Origin of the sequence: Azotobacter chroococcum (assembly GCF_004339665.1) — a bacterium.
GTDB lineage: Bacteria > Pseudomonadota > Gammaproteobacteria > Pseudomonadales > Pseudomonadaceae > Azotobacter > Azotobacter chroococcum.
Window position 1 is genome coordinate 11,979 of sequence record NZ_SMMU01000028.1, and the last position, 24,553, is coordinate 36,531.

A 24,553-nucleotide genomic window follows, 5' to 3' on the forward strand; every position below is an offset into this window, starting at 1 on the left:
ATCTCACCCCTTTGGGTTCGTCTTCATGCGCCATGGAAGAGGCCGACGGGGAAGGTCGCCAGGGCCTCGCTCACCAACAGCTCCCCCTGCCCGGACGGGACGGCAGCGCCCGGGAAAAGCCCTCGCAGCGCAGGCGTTTCGGCGGGGAGCGACACGCGGGTGTCCGCCCAGTGCGCCGGTTCGATCAGCGGCAGCGCCGCCTCGCCGAGCAGGCCGCTGGCCAGGCGCGGCACCAGCACCATCGCCCATTGCCCGGCATGCCGGCGGGCGAAGGCCAGCAGCCGTCCGGCGTGCTCGCCGACGACCTCCAGCGGCAGGTAGTCGCCGGCGGCGAACAGCGCTGGACAGCGCTCGCGCAGGGCCAGGGTGCGGGCGATCAGCGCCTGCTTGATGCGCCCGTCGCTCCAGTGTTCGAGCAGCGCGGCGGGTTCGCCGCCCCGGGCCAGGGCCTGGCGGCGGACGGCGAAGTCGACTGGCCGGCGGTTGTCCGGATCGACCAGGCTGAAATCCCAGAATTCGTTGCCCTGGTAGAGGTCGGGCACGCCGGGAACGGTCAGCCGCAGCAGGGTCTGCGCCAGGCTGTTGAGCGCACCGGCCGGGGCGATGCGGGCGACGGCGGCGGCGATCTCCTCGCGCAGGCGGGCGCCCTCGGGCTGTTCCAGCAGGTCGTCGAGAAAGCTGCGGCAGGCCTCCTCGTAGGGGCCGTTGGGTGCGCTCCAGCTGCTGTGCAGCTTGGCTTCGCGCAGGGCCTTCTCCTGCCACTGGCGCAGGCGTCCGGCATAGGCATGCAGGCCTTCGGCATCGTCCGCGGCCAGCTCCAGGGGCCAGCTGCCGAGCAGGCTCTGGTAGAGCATCAGCTCGTCGACGGGAGCCGGTGCCAGGCTGTCGCCGAGGTTTCGGCGCAGCGGCTGGGCCAGCAGCAGCCAGTGCTGCACCCGCTCCGCGTACCAGCCGGCGCGCTCGCTGAGCACGGCCAGCCGCGCGCGGCTGTCCTCGCCGCGCTTGTGGTCGTGGGTGGCGCTGGCCAGCAGGTTGCCGGGAAGGCGCTCGCGCCGCCGCAGGCAGGCGGCGTGGAAGTCTTCCGGCGGAGCGCTGAAGCGCTGGCTGTCGAAGCCGACGTCGTTGCGCGAGAGCAGCACGCCTGAACGGTAGAAGGCGGTGTCCTCCACCGCCTTGGCGGCCGCTGGCGCAGTGACCTGCTGGAGGCGCACACAGGCATGGCGGCGTGCCTTGCGCAGCGGTCCCGGCGGCAGGCTGCGCCAGGGCTCGCCGCCGAGCCAGCGCTCCAGATGGGCGAGCAGCGGCCAGTCGGCTTCGTTGAGGGTGCTGCGCGCGCCTTCCAGGGCCTGGCGGAAGAAGGGGTCGTCCTGGGCCGGACGGCCGCAGGGACCGATGTAGGTGCGGTACACGGGGAAGTGGACGATCAGCTCGAGCAGCGCCCGGCGGATCTGGCCGAAGGTGAGGTCGCGGGTCATCAGGTCGCCGCGCGCCACCTGCAGCAGGGCCTGGGCGGCGCTCTCGAAGTCGCCGGCCAGGGTTCCGGTGAGCACCAGCTGACGGGCCTGGCGCACTTCCTCGAGGAATTCGGCGGGGCGCCCGCTGAGACTGTGCCAGAGCGCGCGCAGCGGCCCTTCGCCGGCCGGGTCGTGCTGCAGCAGGGACAGCTGGTTCATGAATTCGTAGCCGGTGGTGCCATCCACCTGCCAGTCGTCATGCAGTTCCTCGCCCTGGCCGAGGATCTTCTCCACGTAGACCGGCCGCTGCTTCTGCCGGCTGTCGTCGAGGCGGTCCAGGCGCCGGCGCAGGCGCCGGCAGTAGCCGCGCGGATCGGCCAGGCCGTCGATGTGGTCGATGCGCAGGCCGTCGATCAGGTCTTCCTCGAGCAGTTGGAAGATCTTCGCGTGGGTGGCTTCGAAAACCCGCGGGCGCTCCACGCGCAGGCCGCCCAGCTCGTTGATGTCGAAGAAGCGCCGCCAGTTGATGTCGTCCGCCGCGGTGCGCCAGCTGGCCAGCCGGTAGAACTGGCGCTCGAGCAGGGCGTGCAGGCGCTCGAAACCCTCCGGCTGGCGCGCGTCGTAGGCGCCGAGCATGGTCTCGATGGCGGCCCGCACCTCGGGCTGGCCGGCCAACTGCGCCAGCCCGGCCTTCAGGCCGGCGGCACGGACGTAGCCCGCGTCGCCGGCGAGTCCGCCGAACTGCACGGCCAGCTCCTGCAGGGCCGGATGGCCGGTGGCGCGCAGCAGTTCGCCATAACTCGGCGGGCTGATGGGAAAGCGGTGTTCGTGGTGGCTGGCATGGAAGGCGCCGGCTGGCGCGTCGAACTGCAGGGGGATTTCACCGGCCTGCAGCACCTCGCCGTAGTCGCTGCGCAGGAAGGGCACCAGCAGCTGGCCTTCCAGCAGCGGGTCGGGGGAGTTCCACTGGATGTCGAAGAAGCCGGCATAGGGGCTGCGCCGGCCCCATTCCAGCACGTCCAGCCACCAGGGATTGCCGGCGCCGCCGACCGCCATGTGGTTGGAGACGATGTCCAGGATCAGCCCCATGCCGCGGTCGCGCAGGGCGTCGACCAGGCGCCGCAGGGCCGGCTCGCCGCCCAGTTCGGGATTGATCCGGGTCGGGTCGATGACGTCGTAGCCGTGCATCGAGCCGGGGCGCGCGGTGAGCAGGGGCGAGGCGTACAGGTGGCTGATGCCGAGGTCGGCGAAGTAGCCGACCAGCGGCACGGCGTCGTCGAGGGTGAAGCCCCGGTGGAATTGCAGGCGCAGGGTGGCGCGCAGCTCGCTCATTCAGCCGCTCCTGCGCGATGCCTCGCGGGCTTCGGCCAGCAGGCGCAGGCGCCGCGCCGGGGCCGCGTCGTCGAGCAGTGTGTCGCTGTCGCCGGGCAGGCGGCGCCGCCAGTTGGGATGGCCGTCGACGGTGCCGGGCAGGTTGGCCTGCTCGTCGAGGCCCAGGGCGTCCTCCATGGGCAGCAGGACCAGGGGCGCCGGCGTCTCGCCGAGAAAGCGCACGCAGGCGTCGATCAGGCCGTCGCTGTCCAGGGGCGCGTCGAGGGCCGGCCCGCCGGCGCCGGCGAGGGCCTCGCGCAGGGCATGGCGTTCGCGCCGGCGGATTTCCCGGGCGGCCGCGGTGGCTTCGGCGTCGGTCAGTCGCAGGCGTTCGCGCCAGTCGATGTCGCGTCCCTGCCACCAGCCGGCCAGCGGCGGCAGGTCGTGGGTGGTGCTGGTCGCCAGGGCGTTGTCCGGCCAGTCCTGCGGCGGCAGAAAACGTCCGCCGGTGTCCTGTTCGAAGAGCAGCACGCGCATGCCGAGGATGCCGCGCTCGGCCAGCAGCGGGCGGAAGCCTTCCGGAACGGTGCCGAGGTCCTCGCCGAGGACTATTGCCCGGTGCCGCCAGGATTCCAGCGCCAGCAGGCGCATCAGGTCTTCCTGCGGGTAGTTCAGGTAGGCGCCGTCGCGCTGCTCGCCGCCCGGCGGGATCACCCACAGGCGGCGGAGTCCCATCACGTGGTCGATGCGGATGCCGCCGGCGTGGGCCAGGTTGGCGCGGAGCATCTCGATGTAGGCGTGGAAGCCGTGCTGGCGCAGGCCCCAGGGCGAGAAGGCCGACACGCCCCAGCTCTGGCCGGAGCGGTTGAGAGCGTCCGGTGGCGCGCCGACGGTCAGCGTCGACAGCAGTTCGGCCTGGCGGCTCCAGGCCTGGCTGCCGCCGCCGTCGGCGCCCACCGCCAGGTCGGCGATCAGGCCGATCGGCATGCCGGCGCTGCGCGCGGCGTTCTGGGTGCGCTCCAGGCCGCGGGCGATCAGCCACTGGGCGAAGGCGTGGAAGGCGATCTCGTCGGCGTATTCGCGGGCGAAGCCGGCCACCGCGGCGCTGCCCGGGCAGCGCAGGGCAGCGTCCCAGTGCCGCCAGTCATAGAGGCCATGGTGGCGGACGTGGTAGGCATGCAGCGCCTCGAAGCGGCAGTGGTTCTCCAGGGCCTCGCCGCCGTTGCGCCGGAAGCTGGCGAAGTCCTGCTCCAGCGGGTTGCCGCCGCGGCGGAATTCGGCATGCAGCGCCCGCAGCAGGCGCAGCTTGGCCTCGGCCGCCGCCGGCCAGTCGATCAGGTCGAGCCGCTCCAGGCGCTGCCATTCGTCGTCCAGCCCGGCGGCCTTGATCGCGGTGCGCACTTCGCGTTCGCCGAGGATGCTGCCGGGCGCGCTGTGCAGCACGTTGTGGAACAGCCGGCTGGACGGCGAGTAGGGGCTGAAGCGCTGGGTGTCGGCGCTGAACATGGCATGCAGCGGACTGATGGCGATGCCTGCGGCGCCCTGCCGGGCGGCCTGGTGCACCAGGCTTTCCAGGGCCTGGGTGTCGCCGATGCCGCCGTCGCCCTGGCGGCGCAGGGCGTAGAGCTGCACCGCGAGCCCCCACAGGCGTGGCGGCAGGCGGGTATCCAGTTCGTCCACGCCGGTACAGCGCGGTGGGGCGACGGCCAGGGTGATCGTCCGCTCGCCGATCGACAGCCGATGGTAGCCGGGCTGCGCGAGCGGCGGCAGGCGGCCTCGCTCGTCGAGCCGTCCGGCTTGGCGCTGACCATCCTCCAGGGTCAGCTCGAAGACGTTGCCAGGGACGAAATGGCTGGACAGGTCGAGAGACTGGTGGCGCTCCAGGGTAAGCAACGGCGGCAGTTCCTTGCCCGCCTGTCGCAGGTGGACAAGGCTGTCCTCGATCTGGCTGTCGTTGTCGGCCGGCAGGTCCAGCCCGGCCAGTAACTGCCGCAGGACCTCCGGCGGAACTTTCCGTGGCTGCCCGTCGGCGTCGACCCAGTCGGTCGCCACCCCGGCGGCAGCGGCCAGGGTGTTGAGTCGTTCATCGTTGCTCATCCGGAGCTACCAGGTAGACACGGGCCATCCGGGGGGGAAGCTTGCCCTGATGCTCGTGGAACTCTTCCATGTCCTGGCTGGCGAACAGCAGCCGGCCGTGCTTGTGGTGTTCCTGCAGCGCTACGGCCTGGTCGCCGAGGTTCAGCTCGATGCGCAGGAGACTGCTGTCGCCCAGCCGCCAGTACGCCACCACGGCCGCCTTGCCCAGCACGTCGGCGCCCAGCGCCCGGGTGCCGGGCAGGCGCGGGATGATCTCGCGGCGGCGCAGGCCCAGCAGATGGTGATAGAGGGCGCGCCACTCGCCGTGCTTGGGGTCGAGGCAGCACTGGAAGTCCGGCTGCGAGGCGGTGAAGGTCTTCTCGTCGTTGGGGTCGGGAATCCGCTCGCAGAGGGACATGTCGTGGAACGGCTCGAACCTGCAGAACTCCCGGCGCCGGCCTTCCCGCACCGCCTCGGCCAGTTCGGGGCTCTGGTGGCAGGTAAAGTACAGGAAGGGGCGGTGCGTGCCCCATTCCTCGCCCATGAACAGCAGGGGCACCATCGGCGAGAGCAGCAGCAGGCTGGTGGCCGCGCGCAGGGCGTCGGCGTCGGCGAGGCTGACCAGGCGCTCGCCGAAGGCGCGGTTGCCGACCTGGTCGTGGTTCTGCAGAAAGAGGATGAAGGCGCTGGGCGGCAGGTGCGCACTGGGCTCGCCGCAGGGCTCGCTCTGCCCCTGGCGGGCGATCTGCCCCTGGAAGACCAAGCCTTCGCTCAGGCAGAGGGCGAGCTTTTCCGCGGCGCCCTGGTGGAAGTCGGCGTAGTAGCCCTGCTGCTCGCCGGTGAGCAGGGTGTGCAGGACGTTGTGGCCGTCGTCGTTCCACTGCGCCACGTAGCCTTCCTCGAGCAGGCTGGTCTGGTTCTTCTCGTTCTCCAGCATCAGGTGCACGTGGCGGCCGGGTTCGACCGCAGCATGCACCCGCTGCGCCAGTTCGGTGAGGAAGCCGCGCTCGCCGATGGCGTGCACGGCATCCAGGCGCAGGCCGTCGAAGCGGTATTCCTGCAGCCACATCAGCGCGTTCTCGATGAAGAAGTCACGGACTTCCTGGTGGCGAAAATCGATGGCGTCGCCCCAGAGCGTCTGTTCGTCGTGGCGGAAGAAGGCCTTGGCGTAACGGCCGAGATGGTTGCCGTCCGGCCCGAAGTGGTTGTAGACGACGTCCAGAAAGACCATCAGGCCATGGCCATGGGCGGTGTCGATCAGGTGCTTGAGGTCGTCGGGCGAGCCGTAGACGGATTCCGGAGCGAAGGGCAGCGCGCCGTCGTAGCCCCAGTTGCGGGTGCCGGGGAACTCGCCGATGGGCATCAGTTCGATCGCGGTGACGCCCAGTTCGGCCAGTTCGGCCAGTTGCGCCTCGATCCCGTGGAAGCCGCCGAGCAGGCCGGCATGCAGTTCGTAGATCACCGTCTCGTGCCAGGGCCGGCCGCGCCAGTGGGGGTGCTGCCACTGGTAGGTCTTGGGGTCGACCACCATGCTGGGGCCGTGCAGTCCGACGACCTGGGAGCGTGATGCCGGGTCCGCTACGCTGATTTCATCGTCGATCCGGTAGCGGTACTGGGTTCCGGCGCCGCAGGGGGCTTCGAGTACGAACCAGCCGCCCTGTTCCTTGTTCATGGGCAGCCGGCCGTCGGAGAGGATTTCCAGATCGACGCGTTCGGCGTCGGGAGCCCAGAGGGTGAAGCGGGTGTTTTTCCCACCGAGCAGATGGGCACCGAAACGTTTGTTGTAGCTTGGAATTGACATGGGTAGGTCTCCGTTCATGCCTCGCCATGCCGGCTTTCCAGTACTTGCCGGTAGAGATGCAGGTAAGGGTCTATGGTTTGCCGCCAGAAGCAGGGCACGGCCATGGCGCGGCAACGCATGGCATGGAAGAGGGACGGTGTGGCGAACACCCGGAAGGCGCGCAACAGTGCTTCGCGGTAGCTGTCCAGGCTGGGCTCCTCGAAGAGGAAGCCGGTCACGCCGTCCTCGATGGTGTCGGCGAGTCCGCCGGTCTTGCGGGCGACGGGCAGCGAGCCGAAGCGCTGGGCATACAGTTGGCTGAGGCCGCAGGGCTCGTAGCGCGAGGGCATCAGCAGGAAATCGGCCCCGGCGAACATGCGCCGCGCGACAGTTTCCTCGAAGCCGATGTTCACCCCCACCCGGCCGGGAAAGCGCTCGGCCAGCTGCCGCATGCTGTCCTCCACTGCCGGCTCGCCGCGTCCCAGCACGGCCAGTTGCCCGCCGTGTGCGACCAGGGTTTCGGCGAGCGCATGGGTCAGGTCCAGGCCCTTCTGCTGGACCAGCCGGGAAACCACCACGAACAGCGGGCCGCTGGAGCTGGAGGGTTCGAGGGCGAACTGGCGACGCACGTGCTCGGCGTGCACGGCCTTGCCTTCCCAGTCGTTGACGCCGAAGTTGCGCAGCAGGTGCGCATCGGTTTCCGGCTCCCAGCTTTCGTCGATGCCATTGGGAATGCCGCAGAGGAGACCGTGCTCGGCCTTTTCGCGGAGGAAGCCTTCCAGCCCGCAGCCGAAGTCCGGAGTGGTGATTTCCCGGGCATAGGTGGCGCTCACCGTGGTGATGCGGTCGGCGTAGGCGATGCCGGCCTTGAGGAAGGACAGCTGGCCGTGGAATTCCATGCGCTCCATCCGGCAGGCTTCCGCCGGGATGGCCAGTTCCGCGCGGCATTCCGACCGCCACAGGCCCTGGTAGGCGAGGTTGTGGATGGTGAACACGCTGGGAGTGCGCTGTCCGCGCCAGCGCAGGTAGGCTGGCGCGAGTCCCGCTGGCCAGTCGTGGGCGTGGATCAGGTCGGGGCGCCAGCTGATCCCGGCCTCGCCGGCGGCGAAGTCGGCCGCGGCGAGGCCCAGGCGGGCGAAGCGGATGTGGTTGTCCGGCCAGTCCTGGTTGCGGTTGTCGCCGTAGGGGCCGCCGTCGCGCTCGTAGAGTTCGGGGCTGATGAGGACATAGACGATCAGGCCGTCGTCCAGGTCGATCCGGCCGATCCGGCCGCCCGGCAGGGCGGCATGGCCGGCGAGTCTGCCGACCAGACGGATGGGGTGGCCGCTCTGCATGACCTGACGATAGCCGGGCAGCAGCACGCGGACATCGTGGTGAGGGCGCAGCGCCCGGGGCAGGGCGGCGGAGACGTCGCCCAGCCCGCCGGTCTTGATCAGCTCGGAGAGTTCGGAGGTGACGAAGAGGATTTTCTTCTTGCTTTCGTTTTCCTGGACGGTGCGGATCTGCGGGGCGGGCCGGCTCGCTCCGACCCGCATGGTCTGATCCTGACGTTCGATACGCTGAGCCTGCACAGCGGCGTTACTCATGGTCATCCTCCAATCAAATCTTCCTTGCCGGATCTTCCGGTCCTCCGTCGGGTAAAGAGGTGTCCGCAAGGCCCGTTGAGGTCCGCAGTCATCGATGAGTTATTAGAACCGTGCGGCCGGTGCAGCCCTCCTGGCGCAATGGCGTTCCTTCAGTGGTTTCCGAGAGGAGGCATGGAGGCGTTCGCCAAAGCCATCCCGGAGCCATGACTGCCGGCGAGCATCGGCGAACTCGCCATTCATGAAGTGTGGACGCCAATCGGCGAATAGACCTTGACCGTTGATCGAATGATTTCGCCCCCCGGAGCCTCCATGGCCGCGAGGATAGGACGATGTTGTACTGCAACGAGAAAAGTGTGGTTCAGAAATGGATTTCCGCCAGCTTGATGCCGAGCCTCTGCAAGACTTCGATGAGCCTGTCCAACTGGCGGAAGGATTCGACTTCGTCATGCTCGTCGATCAGGAAGAAGCTGCGCCCGGTGTTCAGCTGGAAAAACGCGATCCATTCCCCGCTGCGGGCCGGATTGCGGATCAGGTGGGTGACGAAGGCGGTGCCTTCGGTCTGCAGGGTTTCGACATCCTGGCGTTTCATGGTTTCTCCGGGCGAACCGAGGGAGGGCGGCGGAGGACTTTATCATTATCATGAAATGTTAATATCACACACATGTTCCGGTTCCGGGAGGACCACTGATGATCGCGATTCGTGAGGCGTGGCAGGCCGGTCTGCTGCGGCGGGAACACTGGCTGCGCAACCTGGTGGCCGGCATCATCGTCGGCGTCGTGGCACTGCCCTTGGCCATGGCCTTCAGCATCGCCTCCGGGGTGAAACCGGAGCAGGGGATCTACACCGCCATCGTCGGCGGCCTGCTGGTTTCCCTGTTCGGCGGCAGCCGGCTGCAGATCGCCGGTCCGACCGGCGCCTTCATCGTCATTCTCGCCGGGGTGACCGCCGAACACGGGATCGATGGCCTGCAGATCGCGACCCTGATGGCCGGCGGCATTCTCCTGCTGCTTGGCATCAGCCGTCTGGGGACGGTCATCAAGTACATTCCCGATCCGGTCATCGTCGGTTTCACCGCCGGTATCGGGGTGATCATCTGGGTCAGCCAGTGGAAGGACTTCTTCGGCCTGCCGGCAGCGACGGGCACGCATTTCCACGAGAAGCTCTGGCATCTGCTGCAGTCGCTGCCGCAGTTGCACCTGCCGACCACGCTACTGGCCCTGCTCAGTCTGGCGCTGGTCATCTTCGCGCCGCGTCTGCGGGCGCTGCGGCGCATTCCCGGTCCGCTGATCGCGATGGTCGTCGCCACTCTCATCCAGTCGGTCTTCCACTTCGAGGGCGTGGCCACCATCGGCAGCGCCTTCGGCGGCATTCCCCGGGGGCTGCCGCAGCTGGGGCTGCCGGAGATCACCGTGGCGCGGCTCATCGAGCTGATCGGGCCGGCCTTCGCCATCGCCATGCTCGGCGCCATCGAGTCGCTGCTTTCCGCGGTGGTCGCCGACGGTATGGGCGGAACCAAGCACGACTCCAACCAGGAGCTGATCGGCCAGGGCATCGCCAACCTGGCCGCACCGCTGTTCGGCGGCTTCGCCGCGACCGGGGCAATCGCCCGCACTGCGACCAATATCCGCAACGGTGGCAACAGCCCGCTGGCCGGCATCGTCCATGCGCTCACCCTGGTGCTGATCCTGCTGTTCCTGGCGCCGCTGGCGGCGAACATTCCGCTGGCCGCGCTGGCCGCGATCCTCTTCGTGGTGGCCTGGAACATGAGCGAGCTGAAGCACTTCAGGCGCATGCTGCAGCGGGCGCCGAAGGCGGATGTGGGCATTCTGCTGATCACCTTCGGGCTCACGGTGTTCAGCGACCTGGTGATCGCGGTGAACATCGGCATGATCCTGGCCATGCTGCATTTCATGCGCCGCATGGCGTCCTCGGTGGCGGTGCAGCAACAGCTCGAGCAGGAGCTGGAGCCGGAGCTGCTCAGCAACGGCCAGACCCGGCTGCCCGACGGGGTACTGGTCTACACCGTGGAGGGGCCGCTGTTCTTTGGCGCGGCGGAAACCTTCGAACGGGCCCTGGCCAGCACCCACACCGATCCGCGCCTGCTGATCATTCGTCTGAAGCGGGTGCCCTTCATGGATATCACCGGTCTGCAGACGCTGGAGGAGGTCATCCAGCAGCTGGGCAGGCGCAGGATCCGGGTCAAGCTCTGCGAGGCGAGCGCGCGGGTGCAGGGCAAGCTGGAGCGGGCGGGAATACTGGAGCTGATCGGCGCCCCGAACTACCACGCGAGCTTTGCCGAGGCCCTGTCCGCCAGTGCGGAGAAAACGGAAGTCACGGCTTCCTGACGGTGGGAATGCGGCTCTGCGTGGCGTAGCTGACGCCATGGGCTTCCAGGTAGTCGCGGATCAACTGGCGGACGACCTGGGAGGGCGTCTGGTCCTGGGCGGCACAGAGTTCTTCAAAGGCTTTCTTCTTGACCGGGTCGATGAGTACGGTGAGACGTGCTGTCTTGCTTTCCATGGGGGAAACCCGTCGTGATCGTTGCAAAATGTCGGCATATTTTAATCAAATCCTGCATGCACCAGCTACCGGCCCTGCCGGGCCTGCGAACCCCTGCCGGTTCGTATGGTCTTGATTCATATGGTGTCTGTCATGCGCATGTGGGCACCACTCCGTTAGGATAGTGGCGTGGCGCCGGGCTACTCCGGACGCCCGATCAGATTTGCCGCCATTTGGTTTTTTAAGGATTCCCATGATCAAGAAATGCCTGTTTCCTGCTGCCGGTTACGGCACCCGCTTCCTGCCGGCCACCAAGGCCATGCCCAAGGAAATGCTGCCGATCGTGAACAAGCCGCTGATCCAGTACGGCGTCGAGGAGGCGCTGGACGCCGGTCTGACGCAGATTGCGATGGTTACCGGCCGCGGCAAACGTGCACTGGAAGACCACTTCGACATCAGCTATGAGCTCGAACACCAGATCCGCGATACCGACAAGGAAAAATACCTGATCGGCATCCGCCGGCTGATCGACGAGTGCACCTTCTCCTATACCCGCCAGGTCGAGATGAAGGGCCTCGGCCATGCGATTCTCTGCGGCCGTCCGCTGATCGGCGACGAGCCCTTCGCCGTGGTGCTGGCCGACGACCTCTGCATCAACCTTGACGGCGACGGCGTGCTGACCCAGATGGTCAAGCTGTACAACCAGTTCCGCTGCTCGATCGTGGCGATCCAGGAAGTGCCGCCGGAGGAAACCTCCAAGTACGGCGTCATCGCCGGCGAGATGATTCGCGACGACATCTACCGGGTCAGCGCCATGGTGGAAAAGCCCAAGCCGGAAGATGCCCCCTCGAACCTGGCGATCATCGGCCGCTATATCCTGACGCCGGACATCTTCGAGCTGATCGAGCAGACCGAGCCGGGCAAGGGCGGCGAGATCCAGATCACCGATGCGCTGATGAAGCAGGCCAAGGACGGCTGTGTGATGGCCTACAAGTTCAAGGGCAAGCGTTTCGACTGCGGCGGCGCCGAGGGTTACATCGACGCCACCAACTTCTGCTTCGAGAACCTCTACAAGCTCGGCAAGGCCTACTGAGTCCCGGCCGCTGCGACGGGGAAGCCACCTGCGGGTGGCTTCCCCGTTCAAGGCAGCGGCATATGTTCCGATCCTGGCCCCAGCGGCTGGCCGTGGCTGAATTCGACATAATTGCCGGCGGGGTCGCGTAGGCCACAGTAGTAGCCGACCGGATAGGGCTCGTCGCGCGGCGGCCAGATCAGGCAGCCGGCAGCCTGGGCGTCGGCCGCGATGGCATCGACCTGCTCTCGGCTCTCCAGGGCGAAGCCGAAATGGCTGTAGTCGTCGTCCGCCAAGTTGCGCAGGCGGCCGCCCGGCATCAGCACGAAGACGAATTCGCGTTCTCGGCCGGGTTCGGCCATCCAGACGATGCGTGCACCCTTGCCGAGGCGCTCGTGAAATACCTGCATGCCGCAGAAGCGCCGGTAGAATTCCACGCAGGCGTCGAGATCCGGGACGTGCAGGGCGAGATGGGTGAGCGTGGGGCGCATGCCGGTTTCCTCATGATCCGGGGCGATGGGGTCAGCCGTCCGGCCGCATGGGTTATTCTGGCAGTTCGTTGAAGGGAGAACGATGCATGGCCTACGACTTCGATCTGTTTGTCATCGGTGCCGGTTCCGGCGGGGTGCGGGCGGCGCGTTTCGCCGCCGGTTTCGGCGCCCGCGTGGCGGTGGCCGAGAGCCGCTATCTGGGCGGCACCTGCGTGAACGTCGGTTGCGTGCCGAAGAAGCTCCTGGTCTATGGTGCGCACTATGCCGAGGATTTCGAGCAGGCGCGCGGCTATGGCTGGACGCCGGGCGAGGCGCAATTCGACTGGGCCGCCCTGGTCGCCAACAAGGACCGCGAGATTCAGCGCCTGAACGGCATCTATCGCAAGTTGCTGGTGGACAGCGGCGTCACTCTGCTGGAGGGGCATGCGCGGCTGACCGATGCGCACGGCGTGGAGGTGGACGGGCAGCGCTACAGCGCCGAGCATATCCTCGTCGCCACCGGTGGCTGGCCCGTGGTGCCGGACATTCCGGGGCGAGAGTATGCCATCACCTCCAATGAGGCCTTCCATCTGCCGGCCCTGCCGGAGCGGGTGCTGGTGGTGGGGGGGGGCTATATCGCGGTGGAGTTCGCCTCGATCTTCCACGGGGTGGGGGCGAAAACCACCCTGCTGTACCGCCGCGAGCTGTTCCTGCGCGGTTTCGACGGGGCGGTCCGCGAGCACCTGCGCGACGAGATGACCAAGAGGGGTATCGATCTGCAGTTCAATGCCGATATCACCCGCATCGACCGCCAGGCCGATGGCAGCCTGCTCGCCACTTTGAAGGACGGGCGCAGCCTGGAGGCCGACTGCGTCTTCTATGCCACCGGCCGTCGGCCGATGCTGGACGATCTGGGGTTGGAAGATGTCTGGATCGAGCTGGACGAGCGGGGCAGCATCCGGGTCGACGAGTTGTACCGCAGCAGCGTGCCTTCCATCCTCGCCATCGGCGATGTCACCGGCAAGGTTCAGCTCACGCCGGTGGCCCTGGCCGAAGGCATGGCGGTTGCCCGCCGGCTGTTCAAGCCGGAGCAGTATCGCCCGGTGGACTATCGCCTGATCCCCACGGCGGTGTTCAGTCTGCCGAACATCGGCATCGTGGGCATGACCGAGGAGCAGGCGCGCGAGGCCGGACATCAGGTGAGCATCTTCGAGAGCCGCTTCCGCCCGATGAAGCTGACCATGACCGACAGCCAGGAGCGCAGCCTGATGAAGCTGGTGGTGGATGCCGACTCCGACCGGGTGCTCGGCTGCCACATGGTCGGTCCGGAGGCCGGCGAAATCCTTCAGGGGCTGGCCGTGGCGCTCAAGGCGGGAGCCACCAAGCAGATGTTCGACGAGACGCTGGGCATTCACCCGACGGCAGCGGAGGAGTTCGTCACCATGCGCACTCCCGTGCAACGCTGACGGCGAAGTGCCGGATATCGACGGCTGGAGTCAGTGATGCGCTTGTCCCTCGCTGGCAGGGGCATCGCTGCGGACCTCGACTTCGACCTCCACCTTGCCGGCCTTCTCGAACTCCAGGGTCAGTGGGAAGCGGCTACCGACCGGCAGTGGACTCTTCAGGCCGAAGTACATGACGTGATGTCCGCCTGGTGCAAGTTTCACTTCCGTGCCGGCAGAAATGGCGAGCGAGTCGATGCGCTGCATGCGCATGACTTCACCCACCTTGGCGTGGGTGTGCAACTCGGTTTTGGCCGCGCTCGGAGTGGCGGCGCCGATCAGGCGATCCTCCGTCCGGCTGTTGTTCTTTACGTTGAAATAGACGGCGCCGGCCGGTGCGTTGGGCGGCAATGCCCGGGACCAGGGGGTGCCAATCTGCAGTTCGCCAACCTGGTAGTCGGTGGCGAAGACAGGGCTGCAGGAGAGGGCGAGAAGGGAGGAAAACAGGATGCGAGCGAACATTCAGGCGACTCTCCGGCAGGATGAGGTTCGGAAACTTAGCATGAGCACTCAGCGAAATTCATCCCTCACGTGGGTTTTCCATCGCCATGCTTCTTGGCCGAGGATAGCCTTGGCTCATGAGGGGACGTTTGCCGGCCACAAAATCAAAATCCCTGCTATTTCATATTCATTGTCCAGTTATCTCGGAGTCGTTTCAAAACAACCGTTTGACACTAGGGGGCGATCCGGTAAAAATTGCCGTCCGCATTCATGCGGAGGTGTGGCCGAGTGGTTTAAGGCAGCGGTCTTGAAAACCGCCGAAGGGGAGACTCTTCCGTGAGTTCGAATCTCACCGCCTCCGCCACCTTCTGGCCGAATCGATTGGCCTGTCCTACTGGCAAGTGGCTGGCTGATCCTTCTGAGAGTTTGGTTCAGGCCAGATTTTCTCCAGGCAGGTCGCTCGCAGTCTGCGCTGACGCGAAACGAGGTGTCCGTTGATTAGGGTGCTTGTGGTCGATGATCACGATCTGGTTCGAGCTGGCATCACCCGGATGTTGGCCGATATCGACGGCCTGCAGGTGGTCGGACAAGGAAGTTCTGGCGAAGAGGCCCTGAAGAAGGCCCGCGATATCAAGCCCGATGTGATCCTGATGGACGTCAAGATGCCAGGCATCGGTGGCCTCGAGGCGACCCGCAAGCTGCAGCGCAGCAATCCTGACATCAAGGTGATCGCGGTAACCGTCTGTGAGGAAGATCCCTTTCCCACGCGTCTCATGCAGGCCGGAGCGGCCGGCTATCTGACCAAGGGGGCGGCCCTCGACGAAATGGTTCAGGCCATTCGCCAGGTCTTTGCTGGACAGCGCTACATCAGCCCGCAGATTGCCCAGCAGTTGGCCTTGAAGTCCTTCCAGCCGCAGCAGGGCGGCTCTCCCTTCGATCTGCTCTCCGAGCGGGAGATCCAGATCGCCCTGATGATCGCCAATTGCGAAAAGGTGCAGAGCATTTCGGACAAGCTCTGCCTCTCGCCGAAGACCGTGAACACCTATCGCTATCGCATCTTCGAGAAGCTCTCCATCACCAGTGACGTGGAGCTGGCGCTGTTGGCCGTGCGCCACGGTATGGTCGACGCATCCAGTTGATGGGGCAGCAAGCCTTCGATAGCGCAGCCTTTCTGGCCCACTGCAGCAGTCATCCTGGCGTCTATCGGATGCTGGATGCGGAGGGGAAGCTGCTCTATGTCGGCAAGGCCAGGAATCTCAAGAAGCGGCTGTCCAGCTATTTCCGCACGACTGGGCTGGCGCCGAAGACGGCCGCTCTGGTCGCGCGGATAGTTCAGATCGAAACCACCATCACCGCCAACGAAACCGAGGCGCTGTTGCTGGAGCAGACCCTGATCAAGGAGTGGCGGCCACCGTACAACATCCTGCTGCGTGACGATAAGTCCTATCCCTATGTATTCCTGTCCGATGGGGTATTTCCACGGCTCGGCATTCACCGGGGAGCGAAGCAGCAGAAGGGGCGTTATTTCGGCCCTTATCCCAGCGCCGGCGCCATACGCGAAAGCCTGGGGCTCCTGCAAAAGGCCTTTCTGGTTCGCCAGTGCGAGGATAGTTATTTCAAGAACCGGACTCGCCCCTGTCTGCAGTATCAGATCAAGCGCTGCAAGGGCCCCTGTGTCGGTCTGGTCGATCCGGCCGAGTATGCCGAGGATGTTCGTCATTCGATAATGTTTCTCGAGGGGCGCAGCAATGCTCTGGCCGAGGAGCTTTCGGCGGCGATGGAGCAGGCGGCTGCTCGTCTGGATTTCGAGCGTGCTGCCGAGTTGCGCGACCAGATCGCCCTGCTGCGTCGGGTGCAGGATCAGCAGAGCATGGAGGGTGGCAGTGGCGATGTGGACGTGCTGGCCGCAGTGGTCAAGCCCGGCGGCGCCTGCGTGCACCTGATCAGCGTGCGTGGGGGGCGTGTGCTGGGCAGCAAGAACTTCTTCCCGCAAGTGGGCATCGAGGAGGAGGTGGGAGAGGTTCTGGCTGCCTTTCTCGGCCAGTATTACCTGGCCAGTCCGGAGCGCGATCTGCCTGGCGAGATCATCGTCAATGCCGTGCACGAAGATTTCTCCGCGCTCGCCTCAGCCTTGGGCGAGCAGCATGGCCGCGAACTGCACATCAGGCACCGGGTGCGCGCCACCCGGGCACGCTGGCAGCAGTTGGCGCTTGCCAACGCGGAGCAGGCGCTGTCTGCGCGTCTGGTTCATCGCCAGCATCTGGCGGCCCGCTTCGAAGCCTTGGCTGAGGCGCTCGACCTGGACGCGCCACCCCAGCGCATGGAGTGCTTCGACATCAGTCACTCGAGCGGTGAGGCGACTGTCGCGTCCTGCGTGGTATTCGGGCCTGAGGGGGCCCTGAAAGGAGAATATCGTCGTTACAACATCGAGGGCATCACTGCCGGTGACGATTACGCTGCCATGCAGCAGGCGCTGACCCGGCGCTTCGGCAAGTTGCGGGAGGGTGAAGGAAAGCTCCCCGACATCCTCCTGGTGGATGGCGGCAAGGGCCAACTGGCAATAGCGCAAGAGGTTCTGCAGGAATTGGCTGTGCCGGATCTGATCCTGCTCGGGGTGGCCAAGGGCGTCACCCGCAAGCCAGGGTTGGAAACCCTTTATTTGAACGATGCTGCCCATGAGTTCACATTGCCGGCCGATTCGCCGGCTCTGCATCTGATTCAGCAGATCCGCGACGAGGCCCACCGCTTCGCTATTACCGGACACCGGGCACGGCGCGGCAAGGCGCGGCGCACCTCCAGTCTGGAGGAGGTCGTCGGGGTTGGGCCGAAGCGTCGGCGCGAGCTACTCAGGTATTTCGGCGGGCTTCAGGAGCTTTCCCGAGCCAGCATCGACGAAATCGCCAAGGCGCCGGGAATCAGCAAAAAGCTCGCCGAGTCGATTTATGCAGCCTTGCACAGCGAGTAGAATGCCGGCTTACTCCGTAGCCCAGTCGTGCCGATGAACATCCCCAACATTCTCACAATTCTGCGCGTTCTGCTGATCCCGGTTTTCATCCTCTTGTTCTATCTGCCGTTCACCTGGAGCTACCTGGCAGCCAGTGCCGTATTCACCTTTGCGGCCATTACTGACTGGTTCGATGGTTATCTTGCCCGGCGTTTGCAACAGAGTACCCCGTTTGGCGCCTTTCTCGATCCGGTAGCAGACAAGCTGATAGTCGCCGTGGCGCTGGTGCTGTTGGTGGGGGAGCATGCCAATCTTTGGCTGACCCTTCCGGCCATCATTATCATTGGCCGCGAAATTATGGTGTCGGCCTTGCGCGAATGGATGGCTGAGCTGGGGGCGCGAGCGCAAGTTGCGGTTTCGAGTCTGGGCAAATGGAAAACTACGGCGCAAATGGTGGCTTTGGTTTTGCTTCTCGCCAATCCGCCGCTGCCGACCTTCTGGGTCATGCTTGGCTACGCGTTGCTAATCGTCGCAGCTGCACTCACGCTATGGTCCATGACACAGTATTTATTGGCAGCCTGGCCTCACCTCATGAGTACAGTTGAAAAAAAATAAGTTTTTGAATCAAAGGCTTGACTGGGCGCTGCGAATCTATAGAATGGCGCCCGTCACCAAGACGCGGGAATAGCTCAGTTGGTAGAGCACGACCTTGCCAAGGTCGGGGTCGCGAGTTCGAGTCTCGTTTCCCGCTCCAGTTTTCTCTGTGTGAAGATTCCGCTTGGGCGGTTTCTTGATTTAAGGCCGGGTGGCAGAGTGGTCATGCAGCGGATTGCAAATCCGTGTACGCCGGTTCGATTCCGACCTCGGCCTCCATTTTTGAAAAGCCCCTGCAAGTTTTTCTTTGCAGGGGCTTTTGCTTATGTGCTCAGTTAAGTGCTGTCAAGGCGCTGTATATTACCTTGTCTTATGAGGTAGGGTTGTATATATTCCTGCGCGCTTTGCGCAGGGGTATTTTCTGCAGGCGTTCTGCCCGGATGGCGAAATTGGTAGACGCAAGGGACTTAAAATCCCTCGCTGGCAACAGCGTGCCGGTTCGATCCCGGCTCCGGGCACCAGTAAGATCAAGGGCTTCAGCGATTCGAGTTGATCCTCATCTGATCTGAAATTTCTAGCTTGGCCCTCAATTCTCCCTATTGGTCCGTATACAAAGCCTGCTGAATGCCACGAAAGGCATTCGACGATCAGCTCCCAACTGTCGTTGGTTCGTCGAGGCGGTGCTCTGGATGCTGCGCAGCGGCGCCCGATAGCGGATGTTTCCCCGCCGCCTTGGTTCATGGAACAGTGTCTTCAAGCGCTTTGCACCGTTGGTGCCGGCTCGGCGTTTGGGATGGCTCCGCTCGGTATTAACCTAGGGCGCCGATCTCCAGCATGTCTGTATCGATAGTTTCATCGTTCGTGCCATTACCGTGCGGCCGTGGGGATTGATTCGCTCCAGGGTTCGTAACATGCGAATTTCGTGATTGCTCAATGAGTTCCGTATCTTGGCTGGTGGCAGAATGCTTTTGCTGAGATCGAACTTGACTGATGAGTAGGAGCGGGAAGAAACGAGATGGGCGAGCTTGCCGAGAAGGTTCAGCGGGAATTGATCGAGGCCATCGATAACGATGAGCTGATATTGCCTACATTGCCCGAGGCGGCGCTGGAGGTGCGTGAGGCCGCGCGTGATCCGGAGATCAGCATCGGCGCCCTGGCGAGAGTGATCGGACACGATGCGGCGTTGAGCGCACGGCTCATCAAGGTGGCGAACAGTCCGCTGATGCGTGCCAACAGGGAAATCACCGACCTGCAGACAGCCATCAGTCGCCTGGGCATCAACTATACCTGTACCCTGGCCACGGGCCTGGCCATGGAGCAGATGTTCCAGGCGACTTCACCTGTGGTAGACCGCAAGATGCGTGAGGTCTGGCGGAAAAGCAGCGAAGTTGCCGGCATCTGTTACATGCTCTGCCGTCATTACACCCGCCTGGTGCCCGACCAGGCGACCCTGGCCGGCCTGGTGAGCCGGATCGGCGTTCTGCCCATTCTCACCTATGCGGAAACCCACGACGAACTGCTGGCCGATCCAGCCGTCCTCGACCAGATCATCGAGCAGACCCACCCGAGCCTTGGCGACAGGATTCTGCGCAGCTGGGAATTTCCCGTCCCTATCGCCGGCGTTCCCGGCGAATACCTGAACTTTGCCCGGGATTCTGCCCAGGTGGATTACGTGGATATCGTCCAGGTAGCGGAGCTGTTGAGCCATGTCGGTACCGAGCATCCCTTCACGCGGCTCGACTGGAGGGGAATTGCGGCGTTCGCCAAGCTTGGCCTCGATCCCGATCTGGACGTGCAGGCCGATGAAGACCTGAGCGATTCGATGGAAGCAGCGATGGGCATGCTGCAGTAAAGGTCGGGAGTCCGCCAGTCAGCCGGCTCGGCACAAGGCCCCGCCGGCTGCCGAGGGCAATCAGAACTGATCGTCGGCCAGTTCCAGGAGCGGGGCGCTGCCGGCGCGGATGACGGCATCCAGGGAGTGGATGCGTGGCAGCAGCTTGCTGAAGTAGAACTGGGCAGTAGACAGCTTGGCGCCGTAGAAGGCCTCATTGCTGGCGCGGCTGGCCTGGGCCACGGCGGCCATGTGTGCCCACATGTAGGCATAGGCGACGTAGCCGAACAGGTTCAGGTACTCCACTGCCACGGCACTGACCAGTGCCGGATCCTTGCCGGCCTGCTCGAGCAGCCAGGTGCTGATGCTCTCCAGGCGTTCCAGGGCGCTCAGCAGCTCGCTGGCGAACGGCCGGGGCGCGGCCGGCGTGTCGACGAAGGCGCGAATCTCCTCGGCGAAGAGGCGCAGTGCCGCGCCGTCGTTGGCCATCACCTTGCGGCCCAGCAGGTCGAGCGCCTGGATGCCGTTGGTGCCCTCGTAGATCTGCGCGATGCGCACGTCGCGCACTAACTGCTCCTGCCCCCATTCGCGGATGTAGCCATGCCCGCCGAACACCTGCTGGCCATGGATGCAGCTTTCCAGTCCGGTATCGGTGAAGAAGGCCTTGGCGATGGGGGTAAGCAGCGCCACCAGCGCTTCGGCGCGGCGGCGTTCGTCGGCATCCTCGGCATGCTTGGCCAGGTCCAGCTGCTGGGCGACGTAGGTGGAGAAGGCCCGTCCACCCTCGGTCAGCGCCTTCATGGTCAGCAGCATGCGCCGCACATCGGGGTGGACGATAAGAGGATCGGCGCTCTTCTGCGGTGCCTGGGTACCACCCGGGGCGCGGCCCTGCAGGCGTCCGCGGGCATAGGCCACGGCATTCTGATAGGAAGCCTCGGCGCAGCCGATGCCCTGGATGCCGATGGACAGGCGCTCGTAGTTCATCATGGTGAACATGGCGGCCAGACCCTTGTGGAGCTCGCCGACCAGGTAGCCGGTGGCGCCGTCGAAGTTCATCACGCAGGTGGCCGAGGCCTTGATGCCCATCTTGTGTTCCAGCGAGCCGCAGGACAGGCTGTTGCGCGCGCCGAGGGCACCATCGGATCCGACCAGGAACTTGGGTACCAGGAACAGCGAGATGCCCTTCGAGCCGGCCGGTGCGTCGGGCAGGCGGGCCAGCACCAGATGGACGATGTTCGCCGTCAGATCCTGTTCGCCGCCGGTGATGAAGATCTTGCTGCCGCTGATCGCATAGCTGCCGTCGGCCTGCGGTTCGGCACGGGTGCGCAGCAGTCCGAGGTCGGAGCCGGCATGGGCTTCGGTCAGGCACATGGTGCCGGCCCATTCGCCGCTGTACAGGCGTGGCAGGTAGAGCTGCTTGAGCTCCTCGCTGGCGTGGGCGTCCAGCGCCAGGCAGCAGCCGGAGGTCAGCGCCGAATACAGGGTGAAGCTGGTGTTGGCGGAGTAGAGCATTTCCTCGAACTGCACGGCGAGCATCTTCGGCATCCCCAAGCCACCGTAGGCGGGATTGCCGGCCAGGCCGACCCAGCCGCCCTCGATGTAGGTGGCGTAGGCTTCCCGGAAGCCGGCCGGGGTGCTGACGACGCCGTTATCCCAGTGCGCGCCTTCCTCGTCGCCGCTGCGGTTGAGCGGGGCGAGCAGTTCGCCGGTGACCTTGGCGGCTTCCTCGAGAATGGCGTCGGCGGTCTCGGCATCCACCGTCCCGGCCAGCGCGGGCAGGCGTGCCCAGAGCTGGCCGGCGGCAAACACCTCATGCAGGACAAAGCGCATGTCGCGCAGGGGGGCGTGGTATTCGGGCATGACGGACCTCGTTTTCTTGTCATGAAACGGTCGCCCGGTGCGGTCCGGGCGGCCGGTGTCGAGCGCGCGGCTCAGGCGTGGACGTGAAAGCCGCGGCCGCTCTTGCGGCCCAGATAGCCGGCCGCGACCATTTCCTTGAGCAGGCTGGCCGGGCGGTACTTGGGATCGCCGAAATCGCGGTAGAAGGTTTCGAGAATCGCCAGCAGCGTATCCAGGCCGATCAGGTCGGCCAGCGCCAAGGGGCCGATGGGGTGGTTGCAGCCGAGCTGCATGCCGGTATCTATATCCTGGGCGCTGGCCAGGCCTTCCTGGAGGACGAAGATCGCCTCGTTGATCATCGGACAGAGGATGCGGTTGACCACGAAGCCCGGGCTGTTGCGCACCGAGATGGCGGTCTTGCCGACATGCTCGGCGAATTCCAGGGCCCTGACATGGGTGGATTCGGAAGTCTGCAGGCCGCGAATGACCTCCACCAGGGTCATGATCGGCACCGGATTGAAGAAGTGCAGGCCGATGAAGCGCTCGGGGTTGCCCAGTGCACTCGCCAGTTGGCTGATCGACAGTGAGGAGGTGTTGCTGGCAATCAGGGCGTCGGGCTCCGTCACTTCCTCGATCAGGGCGAGAATCTGCCGCTTGAGGTCGAGATTCTCGGTAGCCGCCTCGATGACCAGGCTGCTCCCGGCAAGGGCGCCGTAGCTGGTCTGCGGATGGATGCGGGACAGGGCGGCCTGCTTGTCCGCTTCACTGATCAGGCCCTTCTTCAGCTGCCGCTCCAGGTTGTTGGAGAGGGTGGCGAGACCGCGCTCGAGGGCCGTGTCGGAGATGTCCACCAGGGTGACTGGAAGGCCCGCCAGCGCGCAGACCTGGGCGATGCCGTTGCCCATGGTGCCGGCACCGATGATCGCGATGCGCAGATCGCTCGTGTTCTTCAGATGATCGTTCATGCTTGGTTTCCGTGTTAACGGGGTTGGCTGATTTCCTGGTAGTTTCGACCCGTGCGCCCGGGCCGTACCGCACACAGTAGGTGCTGGCGGCACTAACCGCCAGAGGAGCGGTGGTCGGCGAACCGCACCCTGTCCCCGGCAGGGCGCGGTTCGCGCAAGCCCTCAGTGCGCGCTGGCCGCGGCGGCCCCCAGGCCGGTCTGGGCACGGACGAACTGGTCGTCGAAGGCTGCCCGCTCTTGCTCGGCACGAGCGCTGCGGTCGAGTTTGGAGACCACGACGATGACCAGGAAGGCCAGCGGCATGGAGAACAGCGCCGGATGGTCGTAGGGGAAGATCGCTTTGGCGTTGCCCAGCACCGTGACCCATACTGCCGGCGACAGGATCACCAGCAGGAGCGCACTGACCAGGCCGGCACAGCCGCCCCAGAGAGCACCGCGGGTGGTCAGGCCCTTCCAGTACATGGCCATGATCAGCACCGGGAAGTTGGTCGAGGCGGCGACGCCGAAGGTCAGGCCGACCAGGAAGGCGACGTTCTGTTTCTCGAACAGGATGCCGAGACCAATGGCGACCAGGCCGAGGCCGATGGTGGCGATGCGGGTCACGCGCATCTCGTCCTTCTCGCTGGCCTGGCCTTTCTTGAACACGGTGGCGTACAGGTCGTGGGAGATCGCCGAGGCGCCGGCCAGGGCCAGGCCGGAAACCACCGCGAGGATGGTGGCGAAGGCCGTAGCGGAGAGGAAGCCGAGGAACAGGTTGCCGCCCACTGCCTTGGCCAGGTGCATGGCGACCATGTTGCCGCCGCCGATCAGCGCGCCCCTGAGGTCGCCGCCGACGAAGTACTGCGGGTCGGTGCCGACGATGACGATGGCGGAGAAGCCGAGCGTGATGACTACCAGGAAGAAGAAGCCGATGAAGCCGGTGGCGTAGAACACCGACTTGCGGGCTTCCTTGGCGTTCGGCACGGTGAAGAAGCGCATCAGGATGTGTGGCAGGCCGGCGATGCCGAAGGCTAGGCCGAGCGACATGGAGGCGGCGTTGAGCGGGTCTGCGAGCATCGAGCCGGGGCCCATGATCGCCTTGCCGATGGCGTGGCTGTCGATGGCGCGGGCGGCGAGGGCTTCGTAGCTGAAGCCGAACTGGGCCATTGCCAGCAGCGCCAGGGTAGTACCGCCGGCGAGCAGCAGCACCGCCTTGATGATCTGTACCCAGGTGGTGGCAAGCATCCCGCCGAAGATCACGTAGACCAGCATCAGCGCGCCGACCACCACCACCGCCACCGGGTAGTCGAGACCGAACAGCAGCTTGATCAGTTGGCCGGCGCCGACCATCTGCACCACCAGATAGCAGCACACCACGGTCAGCGAGCCGAAGGCGGCGAAGGTGCGGATGCGGGTCTGGTCGAGGCGATAGGAGACGATGTCGGCGAAGGTGAAGCGGCCTAGATTGCGCAGTCGTTCGGCCATCAGGAAGGTGATCAGCGGCCAGCCGACGAAGAACGCCACGGTATAGATGAAGCCGTCGTAGCCCTTGGCGAAGATCAGGCTGGACAGGCCGAGCAGGGTGGCGGCGGACATGTAGTCGCCGGCGATCGCCAGGCCGTTCTGGAAACCGCTGATGCCGCCGCCGGCGGTGTAGAAGTCGGCCGTGGAGCGGGTCTGGCGGGAGGCCCACAAGGTGATTGCCAGGGTGCCGAGGACGAAGACGAAGAACATGCCGATGGCATGCAGGTTGAGAGGCTGCTTTTCCGCAACGATCACTGGGGCTGCGAAGGCGCTGGTGGAGAGCAGGCAGAGGCCGGCAAGGCCAAGGGCGCGAAGCGGACTCATTGCTGGCTCTCCTTGAGGATCTGGGCGCTGAGGGCGTCGAAACGGGTATTGGCGCTGCGCACGTACCAGCCAGTGAGCAGCCAGGAGAAGACGATGATCGCCGCACCAACCGGCAGACCGACGGTCAGCAGGGTGTCTTCGCCGAGTGGTTGATGCAGCCATTGCGGGGCGAAGGCCACCGTCAGCATGAACAGGGAATAGGCGCCGAATACCGTAGCGCTCAGCGACCATGCCAGGCGCGAGCGGCTTTGCACCAGCTGGTGGAATTTCGGATTGTTGCGGATCTGGTCGTAACTCTGGGTATGTAGTGATATTGGTTGGTTCATCGTTGGGCACCGGATTGTTGTTGTTGTCTCTGTAC

The 24,553-nt window shown here is 65.3% G+C and carries 19 protein-coding genes and 4 tRNA genes; 11 read left to right on the plus strand and 12 right to left on the minus strand.

Features of this window, described 5'->3' with window-relative positions:
* Nucleotides 1–23: 23 nt before the first annotated feature.
* The 5 genes from EV691_RS17910 to EV691_RS17930 form a co-directional block, all read right to left on the minus strand.
* Entirely contained in the window at nt 24–2,786 is a 2,763-nt protein-coding gene (locus tag EV691_RS17910; protein ID WP_131298762.1) for a malto-oligosyltrehalose synthase, read from the minus strand.
* A complete protein-coding gene (gene malQ / locus EV691_RS17915; protein ID WP_131298761.1) occupies nt 2,787–4,862 on the minus strand; it encodes a 4-alpha-glucanotransferase in 2,076 nt (691 codons plus the stop codon).
* Nucleotides 4,849–6,642 carry a malto-oligosyltrehalose trehalohydrolase gene (treZ, locus tag EV691_RS17920; RefSeq protein WP_207390208.1) on the minus strand — a complete coding sequence of 598 codons (1,794 nt, stop codon included), beginning with the start codon at nt 6,640–6,642 and terminating at the stop codon, nt 4,849–4,851. The genes malQ and treZ overlap by 14 nt, the downstream gene beginning before the upstream one ends.
* A 14-nt stretch (nt 6,643–6,656) precedes the next feature.
* Complete coding sequence (glgA, locus tag EV691_RS17925; protein WP_207390207.1) at nt 6,657–8,207, minus strand: glycogen synthase GlgA; 1,551 nt, start codon at nt 8,205–8,207, stop codon at nt 6,657–6,659.
* Nucleotides 8,208–8,565: 358 nt separating this feature from the next.
* Nucleotides 8,566–8,796, minus strand: coding sequence for a hypothetical protein (locus EV691_RS17930; protein WP_039803999.1), 231 nt, complete (start codon nt 8,794–8,796; stop codon nt 8,566–8,568).
* 98 nt (nt 8,797–8,894) lie between these two features.
* Between EV691_RS17930 and EV691_RS17935 the strand changes: the two genes are divergently transcribed.
* The gene (locus EV691_RS17935) at nt 8,895–10,553 is read left to right on the plus strand and encodes a SulP family inorganic anion transporter (RefSeq protein ID WP_198866078.1); all 1,659 of its coding nucleotides are present in this window, start codon (nt 8,895–8,897) and stop codon (nt 10,551–10,553) included.
* Here EV691_RS17935 and EV691_RS17940 read toward each other — a convergent pair.
* Entirely contained in the window at nt 10,540–10,728 is a 189-nt protein-coding gene (locus tag EV691_RS17940) for a ribbon-helix-helix protein, CopG family (protein ID WP_039804002.1), read from the minus strand. The genes EV691_RS17935 and EV691_RS17940 overlap by 14 nt on opposite strands.
* A gap of 232 nt (nt 10,729–10,960) precedes the next feature.
* Here EV691_RS17940 and galU point away from each other — a divergent pair, with 232 nt between their 5' ends.
* Complete coding sequence (gene galU, locus EV691_RS17945; RefSeq protein ID WP_089168206.1) at nt 10,961–11,800, plus strand: UTP--glucose-1-phosphate uridylyltransferase GalU; 840 nt, start codon at nt 10,961–10,963, stop codon at nt 11,798–11,800.
* Between the two features lie 47 nt (nt 11,801–11,847).
* Here galU and EV691_RS17950 read toward each other — a convergent pair whose 3' ends face one another.
* Nucleotides 11,848–12,270: a VOC family protein gene (locus EV691_RS17950; protein WP_131298759.1), complete on the minus strand. Its 423-nt coding sequence runs from the start codon at nt 12,268–12,270 to the stop codon at nt 11,848–11,850.
* Nucleotides 12,271–12,356: 86 nt separating this feature from the next.
* Here EV691_RS17950 and gorA point away from each other — a divergent pair, with 86 nt between their 5' ends.
* Nucleotides 12,357–13,715 carry a glutathione-disulfide reductase gene (gorA, locus tag EV691_RS17955; RefSeq protein WP_131298758.1) on the plus strand — a complete coding sequence of 453 codons (1,359 nt, stop codon included), beginning with the start codon at nt 12,357–12,359 and terminating at the stop codon, nt 13,713–13,715.
* Between the two features lie 30 nt (nt 13,716–13,745).
* On the opposite strand, the gene EV691_RS17960 is transcribed toward gorA, so the two are convergent.
* Nucleotides 13,746–14,213 carry a copper chaperone PCu(A)C gene (locus EV691_RS17960; RefSeq protein WP_131298757.1) on the minus strand — a complete coding sequence of 156 codons (468 nt, stop codon included), beginning with the start codon at nt 14,211–14,213 and terminating at the stop codon, nt 13,746–13,748.
* Between the two features lie 253 nt (nt 14,214–14,466).
* Here EV691_RS17960 and EV691_RS17965 point away from each other — a divergent pair.
* From EV691_RS17965 to EV691_RS18000, 8 genes are all read left to right on the plus strand, one after another.
* Nucleotides 14,467–14,556 (plus strand) — tRNA-Ser (locus EV691_RS17965).
* Between the two features lie 130 nt (nt 14,557–14,686).
* A complete protein-coding gene (gene gacA / locus EV691_RS17970; RefSeq protein ID WP_131298756.1) occupies nt 14,687–15,331 on the plus strand; it encodes a response regulator transcription factor GacA in 645 nt (214 codons plus the stop codon).
* Nucleotides 15,331–17,157, plus strand: coding sequence for an excinuclease ABC subunit UvrC (uvrC, locus tag EV691_RS17975; protein ID WP_131298755.1), 1,827 nt, complete (start codon nt 15,331–15,333; stop codon nt 17,155–17,157). The genes gacA and uvrC overlap by 1 nt, the downstream gene beginning before the upstream one ends.
* 33 nt (nt 17,158–17,190) lie before the next feature.
* The gene (gene pgsA, locus EV691_RS17980) at nt 17,191–17,751 is read left to right on the plus strand and encodes a CDP-diacylglycerol--glycerol-3-phosphate 3-phosphatidyltransferase (RefSeq protein ID WP_131298754.1); all 561 of its coding nucleotides are present in this window, start codon (nt 17,191–17,193) and stop codon (nt 17,749–17,751) included.
* A gap of 63 nt (nt 17,752–17,814) precedes the next feature.
* A tRNA-Gly gene (locus EV691_RS17985) sits at nt 17,815–17,890 on the plus strand.
* A gap of 45 nt (nt 17,891–17,935) precedes the next feature.
* Nucleotides 17,936–18,009 (plus strand) — tRNA-Cys (locus tag EV691_RS17990).
* Nucleotides 18,010–18,164: 155 nt separating this feature from the next.
* Nucleotides 18,165–18,251, plus strand: a tRNA-Leu gene (locus EV691_RS17995).
* Nucleotides 18,252–18,745: 494 nt separating this feature from the next.
* On the plus strand, nt 18,746–19,582 hold the full coding sequence (locus tag EV691_RS18000; RefSeq protein WP_131298753.1) for an HDOD domain-containing protein: 837 nt from the start codon (nt 18,746–18,748) through the stop codon (nt 19,580–19,582).
* A gap of 60 nt (nt 19,583–19,642) precedes the next feature.
* On the opposite strand, the gene EV691_RS18005 is transcribed toward EV691_RS18000, so the two are convergent.
* The 4 genes from EV691_RS18005 to EV691_RS18020 all read right to left on the minus strand — a co-directional run bounded on the left by EV691_RS18005 (nt 19,643) and on the right by EV691_RS18020 (nt 24,518).
* On the minus strand, nt 19,643–21,421 hold the full coding sequence (locus EV691_RS18005; RefSeq protein ID WP_131298752.1) for an acyl-CoA dehydrogenase C-terminal domain-containing protein: 1,779 nt from the start codon (nt 21,419–21,421) through the stop codon (nt 19,643–19,645).
* Nucleotides 21,422–21,492: 71 nt separating this feature from the next.
* Nucleotides 21,493–22,365, minus strand: coding sequence for a 3-hydroxybutyryl-CoA dehydrogenase (locus tag EV691_RS18010; RefSeq protein WP_131298751.1), 873 nt, complete (start codon nt 22,363–22,365; stop codon nt 21,493–21,495).
* Between the two features lie 162 nt (nt 22,366–22,527).
* The gene (locus EV691_RS18015; protein ID WP_131298750.1) at nt 22,528–24,192 is read right to left on the minus strand and encodes a cation acetate symporter; all 1,665 of its coding nucleotides are present in this window, start codon (nt 24,190–24,192) and stop codon (nt 22,528–22,530) included.
* Complete coding sequence (locus tag EV691_RS18020) at nt 24,189–24,518, minus strand: DUF485 domain-containing protein (RefSeq protein ID WP_131298749.1); 330 nt, start codon at nt 24,516–24,518, stop codon at nt 24,189–24,191. The genes EV691_RS18015 and EV691_RS18020 overlap by 4 nt, the downstream gene beginning before the upstream one ends.
* Nucleotides 24,519–24,553 lie beyond the last annotated feature (35 nt).

Coding starts and splice junctions, on each gene's coding strand:
- EV691_RS17910 (WP_131298762.1), bottom strand. CDS start 2,786: ATGAGCGAGCTGCGCGCCACCCTGCGCCTGCAATTCCACCGGGGCTTC.
- malQ (WP_131298761.1), bottom strand. CDS start 4,862: ATGAGCAACGATGAACGACTCAACACCCTGGCCGCTGCCGCCGGGGTG.
- treZ (WP_207390208.1), bottom strand. CDS start 6,642: ATGTCAATTCCAAGCTACAACAAACGTTTCGGTGCCCATCTGCTCGGT.
- glgA (WP_207390207.1), bottom strand. CDS start 8,207: ATGAGTAACGCCGCTGTGCAGGCTCAGCGTATCGAACGTCAGGATCAG.
- EV691_RS17930 (WP_039803999.1), bottom strand. CDS start 8,796: ATGAAACGCCAGGATGTCGAAACCCTGCAGACCGAAGGCACCGCCTTC.
- EV691_RS17935 (WP_198866078.1), top strand. CDS start 8,895: ATGATCGCGATTCGTGAGGCGTGGCAGGCCGGTCTGCTGCGGCGGGAA.
- EV691_RS17940 (WP_039804002.1), bottom strand. CDS start 10,728: ATGGAAAGCAAGACAGCACGTCTCACCGTACTCATCGACCCGGTCAAG.
- galU (WP_089168206.1), top strand. CDS start 10,961: ATGATCAAGAAATGCCTGTTTCCTGCTGCCGGTTACGGCACCCGCTTC.
- EV691_RS17950 (WP_131298759.1), bottom strand. CDS start 12,270: ATGCGCCCCACGCTCACCCATCTCGCCCTGCACGTCCCGGATCTCGAC.
- gorA (WP_131298758.1), top strand. CDS start 12,357: ATGGCCTACGACTTCGATCTGTTTGTCATCGGTGCCGGTTCCGGCGGG.
- EV691_RS17960 (WP_131298757.1), bottom strand. CDS start 14,213: ATGTTCGCTCGCATCCTGTTTTCCTCCCTTCTCGCCCTCTCCTGCAGC.
- uvrC (WP_131298755.1), top strand. CDS start 15,331: ATGGGGCAGCAAGCCTTCGATAGCGCAGCCTTTCTGGCCCACTGCAGC.
- pgsA (WP_131298754.1), top strand. CDS start 17,191: ATGAACATCCCCAACATTCTCACAATTCTGCGCGTTCTGCTGATCCCG.
- EV691_RS18000 (WP_131298753.1), top strand. CDS start 18,746: ATGGGCGAGCTTGCCGAGAAGGTTCAGCGGGAATTGATCGAGGCCATC.
- EV691_RS18005 (WP_131298752.1), bottom strand. CDS start 21,421: ATGCCCGAATACCACGCCCCCCTGCGCGACATGCGCTTTGTCCTGCAT.
- EV691_RS18010 (WP_131298751.1), bottom strand. CDS start 22,365: ATGAACGATCATCTGAAGAACACGAGCGATCTGCGCATCGCGATCATC.
- EV691_RS18015 (WP_131298750.1), bottom strand. CDS start 24,192: ATGAGTCCGCTTCGCGCCCTTGGCCTTGCCGGCCTCTGCCTGCTCTCC.
- EV691_RS18020 (WP_131298749.1), bottom strand. CDS start 24,518: ATGAACCAACCAATATCACTACATACCCAGAGTTACGACCAGATCCGC.